Source organism: Moorena sp. SIO3B2, from assembly GCF_010692525.1.
Lineage (GTDB): Bacteria > Cyanobacteriota > Cyanobacteriia > Cyanobacteriales > Coleofasciculaceae > Moorena > Moorena producens.
Genome location: NZ_JAAHHE010000374.1, coordinates 1 through 5,639, shown reverse-complemented (window position 1 = coordinate 5,639; position 5,639 = coordinate 1). Strand labels below are relative to the sequence as shown.

Here is a 5,639-nt window from a genome sequence, read left to right as displayed (position 1 = left end):
CTTTGTACAAAGATGGCCTTCCTTTGATGAAACGACTAATTCAAGCTCGTTGCTCTATTACTGCTCCTCCTACTCTTCCGATACCTCTCTAAACCTGACCAAACGTCTTTCCAAAAGAGCCACACCCAAATCATTTGTAAACTATGCAAAATCATAAATCGTTGCTGGCTAAGGGTTATAGCTATATCTTTGGCCAGTAAATTTCACGAAATATATATAATTGTAATAGTACTTTTGGCTAATCAACTAGTTTAAAATTATCAATCGTTGCTCGCTAAAAATTAATTAAATAATATACTACAAAAAAAATAAATAACTAAATCGTATTTATTTTTAGGAGTGGGCTTCGATGGTCCTGTTGATCTCAGTCTCTCCCCGCTACACTTTGTTCAAGTTTGAATTTAAACGGCAGGAAAGTGAGTAAAGGGGAGATTTTGTGTCTATTTTGTATAGGGGTTAATGGGGTTAGGTAAATTTTTTAGGGAACAGGGAACAGGGAACAGGGAACAGGGAACAGGGAACAGATAAGAGGGGAAAAATCCTGTGTACCTGATTATAATACAAACCGCTATAGTAAAGCTAAAAAATATGGTTCTTCAGTACCTAGTATGCTAAACTAATAATTTAAGTCGTTAATACACTAAAAAAAATGCATCAAATTATAGCCCAAAATGTAGCTTTATTTAAATTATAAAGATGAGCTATTATTAACTAGAACTATCAGGGAAGTAACTTGAATATATATTTGTTATTATGAAATCACAAAAGGAAGGAAATTAAAGTGCTGACAGAACTTCTGGATATAAAAGGGGTAAAAGTTGGTTCGCGTCACCAGCACAAAGGGATTGGAATAATTTTACAGATTGAGTCAATCAGTAATGAAAGCATCTGTACTCAGTGTGGGACAAAAAGTTATAAATTACATCAAAATCATCGATATATAATTAAAGATTTGCCTTGGGGAGAGTCCCCAGTATTTTTGGAAATAAATAGACGACAGTTTAAATGTCAAAAATGTAAAAAACCGTTCAGTGAAAAGTTAGATTTCGTCAGGAAAAGAAGAAAATATACTAAAAGGTTGGCTGAGACAACCCTAAAAGAAGTTTTAAGAAGTGATATAAGAAGTGTAGCCCAAAAAGGATTAGTGACAACAGAAGAAATAGAAAGAATGTTAAAAGATGCCAGGTCAGACTTGCCCAAATCTCCACCTAAAAATTTGAAAAAGCTAGGAATTGATGAAATAGCTCTGGTTAAAGGTAAAGGCAATTATTGTGCAGTATTAATAGATTTAGAGAAGTCAGTATTAATTCAAATATTAGAAGGAAGAACACAATTAGAAATCAAAAATTTTTTGATTAAATGGGGTAGAGAGGTCTTAGATAAGATAGAAGAGGTTAGTATTGATTTATGGCAAGGATACAAAAGCTTAGTTTTAGAATTAATGCCCAATGCTCAAGTTGTAGCCGACAGATTTCATGTAATGGTACAAATAAATCAAGAACTAGACTCACAAATAAAACTCGAAAAAACTCAATTAACAACTTTACTAAAAAACGCTAAAACCAAGTCAGATAAATAAAATCATAAACAGAGTTTAGAGAAACTTAAAAAAAGTAAATATGCCCTTTTTAAAAATGAAAAATATTTGACGAAAAAACAAAGTCAGAAACTAGCTCAAGTGAAATAAGTTTCTCCAAGCCTTAAAACTATGCACGAATTTAAAGAAAAAATTCGCCAAATTTTTGATGAAACAAATGATTGGTTAGATGGGCTATTCAAATTAGGTACATGGTTATCAGAAGCGCAAAATTATTTTCCGAAAAGCCGGAATACTATTATTCGTTGGTTAGATGAAATTATCGCATACTTTGATAACAGAACAACTAGTGGGGTGGTTGAGGGTATTAATAACAAATTAAAAGTTATTAAACGTTCAGCTTATGGATTCAGAAACTTTAAAAACTTTCAATCCAGATGTTTACTTAATTGGAATTTTAACTAATAGTTTAGCATACTAGGTACTGAAGAACCGAATATTATAAGCGGACTTAATGGAATCAGCATGAACAGCAATCTTACCTTTCTTGGTCTCGGCGTTATGGGTGGATATATGGCAGCCAATCTTGCCCGTAGTGATTATTCCACCAGTAATTACCCCACTATGGCTTGGAATCGCACCCCCGGTCGTCCAGGAGTCAAGATTGCTGCTGATGCTGGAGCCAAGGTAGTCTCATCGATCCGGGAAGCCGTCGAGTCAGCTGACATCATTTTTTCTTGCTTGGGGGATGTCCCAGATGTGGAAGCGGTTATGCTGGGAGCTGAGGGAGTGGCTGAGTATGCCAAACCCGATACCCTAATTGTGGATTTCACCACCATTGGAGCAAATGCAGCCCAGGGAATCAGTGGGGAACTAAAGAAGCACAACCTACGTTTTCTGGATGCACCAGTTTCCGGTGGGGATATCGGAGCCAAAAATGGGACCCTAACCATTATGCTTGGAGGCGACCAGAAGGACTTCGAGGAGTGTAAACCCCTACTGGAAATTCTTGGCAAAACCATTCGCCTGTGCGGTCCGGTGGGCAGCGGTCAAGCCGTTAAACTGTGCAACCAGGTGCTTTGTTCTGTCCATATGGTAGCCCTATGCGAGGCAATGAAGTTGGCAGAACATCAAGGAATTGACCCTAATTTAGTTATTGAGGTTTGTAGCACAGGTGCTGCTGGGTCATGGGCGTTATCCAACTTAGGGCAACAAGTGGCTGAGTCTGACTTTGAGCCTGGTTTCATGATTAAGCACATGGTCAAAGACCTCAGGCTTGTACTCGAAAGCCTCCAGTCTTCTAGTCTGGATTTGGCTGGAGTTGAATTAGCTGACCGTCTTTTCAAAGTTGTTCAACAACTTGACAGTGGTAAAGGAGGTGAACAGGGAACTCAAGCAATGATTCGTGCTTACGGCGAACTCAGAAGCTGAAGGATGATGGCTTTAACAAAACTCGCTATCCATCCCCAGCTTCTTTAAAGCTGGGGATGGATAGCGAGACCGATTCGTGATATAATAAAATTGGTCGATGACCCGCCTGACTGACTAAAAGGCTACCTATTGATAGAAGGTATACAAAGTACTAGCAGAGCTCAGGGAAGAGACTTGCCCCGGCTGGTTAGCCATAGATGCTGTAATTCCAAGGTAAGTCTGTCGTCAAACTATACGTCTGCGGAAGGCGGATGTCTGCCTGTGGACGCTGAGTAAGACCAATTCTAGCAGGCGCGCGCCTCCAAGGCCGGGTTCCCCGGCCTTGGGTCGCGCCTCTGGTTGAGGCGTCGGGGACGCGCGCGGGAAGCCCGAAAGACGAATAAAACCGTCCCTGAGTTGACCTGAGAATTGGAAGCCCCAACCTCAGCGAAGCAGGTTGGGGTACTTCACGCTAGTAGCGGTGATACCAAGTATTTCTTGAGATTTTTCCAAAACTTGATCAGGGTCAAAGGGTTTAGTGAGGTACATATCTGTGCCGACCTCTTTGCCCTTTTGTTTATCAAACTCCTGTCCCTTAGCCGTTAGCATGATCACATAAATATCTTTGATACACAGAACATTTTTGATCTGATTACAGACATCAAAACCACTCATTTTCGGCATCATTAAATCTAGAAATACCAGATTAGGTTGCTCTGACTTAACTTGCTCTAGAGCATCTTCACCATCCTCAGCGGTGAGTAATTCTACCCCTTCATCTTCCAGGTCTTCCAGGGTTTGCTCGATCAGCAGTCTCATATAAGGTTCATCATCAACGATCAAGATTTTTTTAGTCATAGAGTAGTCTGCTGGGTAAAGCATTACCTGTTTCTACACCAATTAATTTACTTGATCAAGTGAGGTATTCCGGATGCTTTGCTAGTAAATCGGTAGGGTGTTTTAGGCATTGATTAATTAATCAGGGATAAGTATTCAAGCCGACACGATCTGAAAGTCGCTGTAGCTAAAGTACGACAAAAAAGTCCCCACACCAAATGGCAATGGGGGCAATACTGCAGTTGCTATCGTTGCCTGAAACTAATAATGCCCTGTATCAAAACCTGATCAAGCCAACAGTCTTTTCACTGTTTAACTGATCGGGGAGTTTGAGGGGTCTATCCATCCCCATCCCTATGCAGGGGTGGGGATGGATAGACCCCTGGCCGTAGGCCACGCTACGCGAACAAATATTTAGCGATGACTTGACGACTTATCGCCAAATATATATCCCTCTTTTGTCACTCTCCGAGAAGTAAAATAAGAGAATAAACAGATTGGGTAGCTCAAAGGTAGATAGGGCAATGGATGTAGAGTTACAGATTCTCAAACATAGTGCCAGAGATGCACAACCAACAGTTTCGGTTATTGATCAATATTGTGAGGCTTATAAAGACCTGTTTCCAGAAGTAAGAAGTTATGAATGTTTCAAATATTTACATTTAGGAATAATCTCACCGATAAAGAGAAAGTCGCTATAGGTGCGCTTGACCTAGGCGAATTAAATTCGCCACGGGTCGCACCTCCAGAAATAGCTAAGTTAGTAGGCATAAAATCTGCTCAGTCACTCCATCATTTTCTAGCCAATTCTCCTTGGTCAGCGACTGAATTAACATCCCGAAGATTAAGTCGGACGCTCAAAGCATTAAACTCCCAAATAATCACGGTAATAATTGATGAGACAGGGGATAGAAAAAAAGGAAATAAAACTGACTATGTAGCCAGACAATATTTAGGCAGTGTAGGAAAAGTAGATAATGGAATCGTGTCAGTAAATGCTTATGGAGTCTATAAAAATATTACTTTTCCTTTACTAGTTAAAGTCTTTAAACCACAAGGAAAACTGAAAGAAGGAGATACATACAAAACGAAGATTGAACTAGCCTCGGAAATAATTACTGAATTAGTCAATTATGGATTTCGGATTGACTTAGTATTAGCTGATAGCTTGTATGGTGAAAGTAGTTCATTTATCAGTACATTAGACAAATACAAATTACCTTGGATATTAGCAATTAAAAGCAATCATGGGGTCTGGATGCCAGTTGCTCAGAGAGTAAGAGCTAATAAGTGGTGTAAGTTTGAGCGAATATTTAGCAATCAAAAATCAGAAACTAGATATATCCGAGAAATTATTTTTGGCAAGAGAAGTTACAGAACTTATTGGGAAATGACTACAGATCCTGAAACCATGCCAGAGAACTCTACATCTTTTGTCATGACTAATATTCAGGATAAAAGGAGTAAAATTAAGAAGATTCTAGGCAATCTTTACGGGAGGCGAACATGGGTTGAATATGGTTTTCGGCAGTGTAAACAAGAACTGGGTTGGACAGATTATCGTTTTACGGATTTTCAGGAGATTAATAAATGGTGGGAACTAATTATGAGTGCTTATCTAATGATTAGTTTAAATACCCAGGAAATGTCTACTTTAAATTCATCTGAACTAGCTGATTCTGAAATGCCGAATCCGACTGTTGATTTCTCAACACATCCACAAGCGATGCAGCGCGGTCTTGGGGAGGCAGCGCGGTCTTGGGGAGGCAGCGCGGTCTTGGGGAGGCAGCGCGGTCTTGGGGAGGCAGCGCGGTCTTGGGGAGGCAGCGCGGTCTTGGGGAGGCAGCGCGGTCTT

The 5,639-nt window shown here is 40.0% G+C and carries 2 protein-coding genes and 2 pseudogenes; 3 read left to right on the top strand and 1 reads right to left on the bottom strand.

Features of this window, described 5'->3' with window-relative positions:
• Nucleotides 1-775 precede the first annotated feature (775 nt).
• Both F6K38_RS33975 and F6K38_RS33970 read left to right on the top strand, forming a co-directional pair.
• A pseudogene (locus F6K38_RS33975) lies at nt 776-2,002 on the top strand (ISL3 family transposase).
• Between the two features lie 60 nt (nt 2,003-2,062).
• Complete coding sequence (locus F6K38_RS33970; protein WP_044495884.1) at nt 2,063-2,968, top strand: NAD(P)-dependent oxidoreductase; 906 nt, start codon at nt 2,063-2,065, stop codon at nt 2,966-2,968.
• 423 nt (nt 2,969-3,391) lie between these two features.
• Here the strand turns inward: F6K38_RS33970 and F6K38_RS33965 are convergent, their stop codons facing one another.
• Complete coding sequence (locus tag F6K38_RS33965) at nt 3,392-3,805, bottom strand: response regulator transcription factor (RefSeq protein WP_044495885.1); 414 nt, start codon at nt 3,803-3,805, stop codon at nt 3,392-3,394.
• 503 nt (nt 3,806-4,308) lie between these two features.
• Between F6K38_RS33965 and F6K38_RS33960 the strand changes: the two are divergent.
• Nucleotides 4,309-5,507: pseudogene (locus F6K38_RS33960) on the top strand (IS701 family transposase); the annotation flags it as partial.
• Between the last annotated feature and the right edge of the window lie 132 nt (nt 5,508-5,639).

Excerpts from the sequence above, each read along its gene's own strand:
- F6K38_RS33970 (WP_044495884.1), top strand. The coding sequence starts at position 2,063 with ATGAACAGCAATCTTACCTTTCTTGGTCTCGGCGTTATGGGTGGATAT.
- F6K38_RS33965 (WP_044495885.1), bottom strand. The coding sequence starts at position 3,805 with ATGACTAAAAAAATCTTGATCGTTGATGATGAACCTTATATGAGACTG.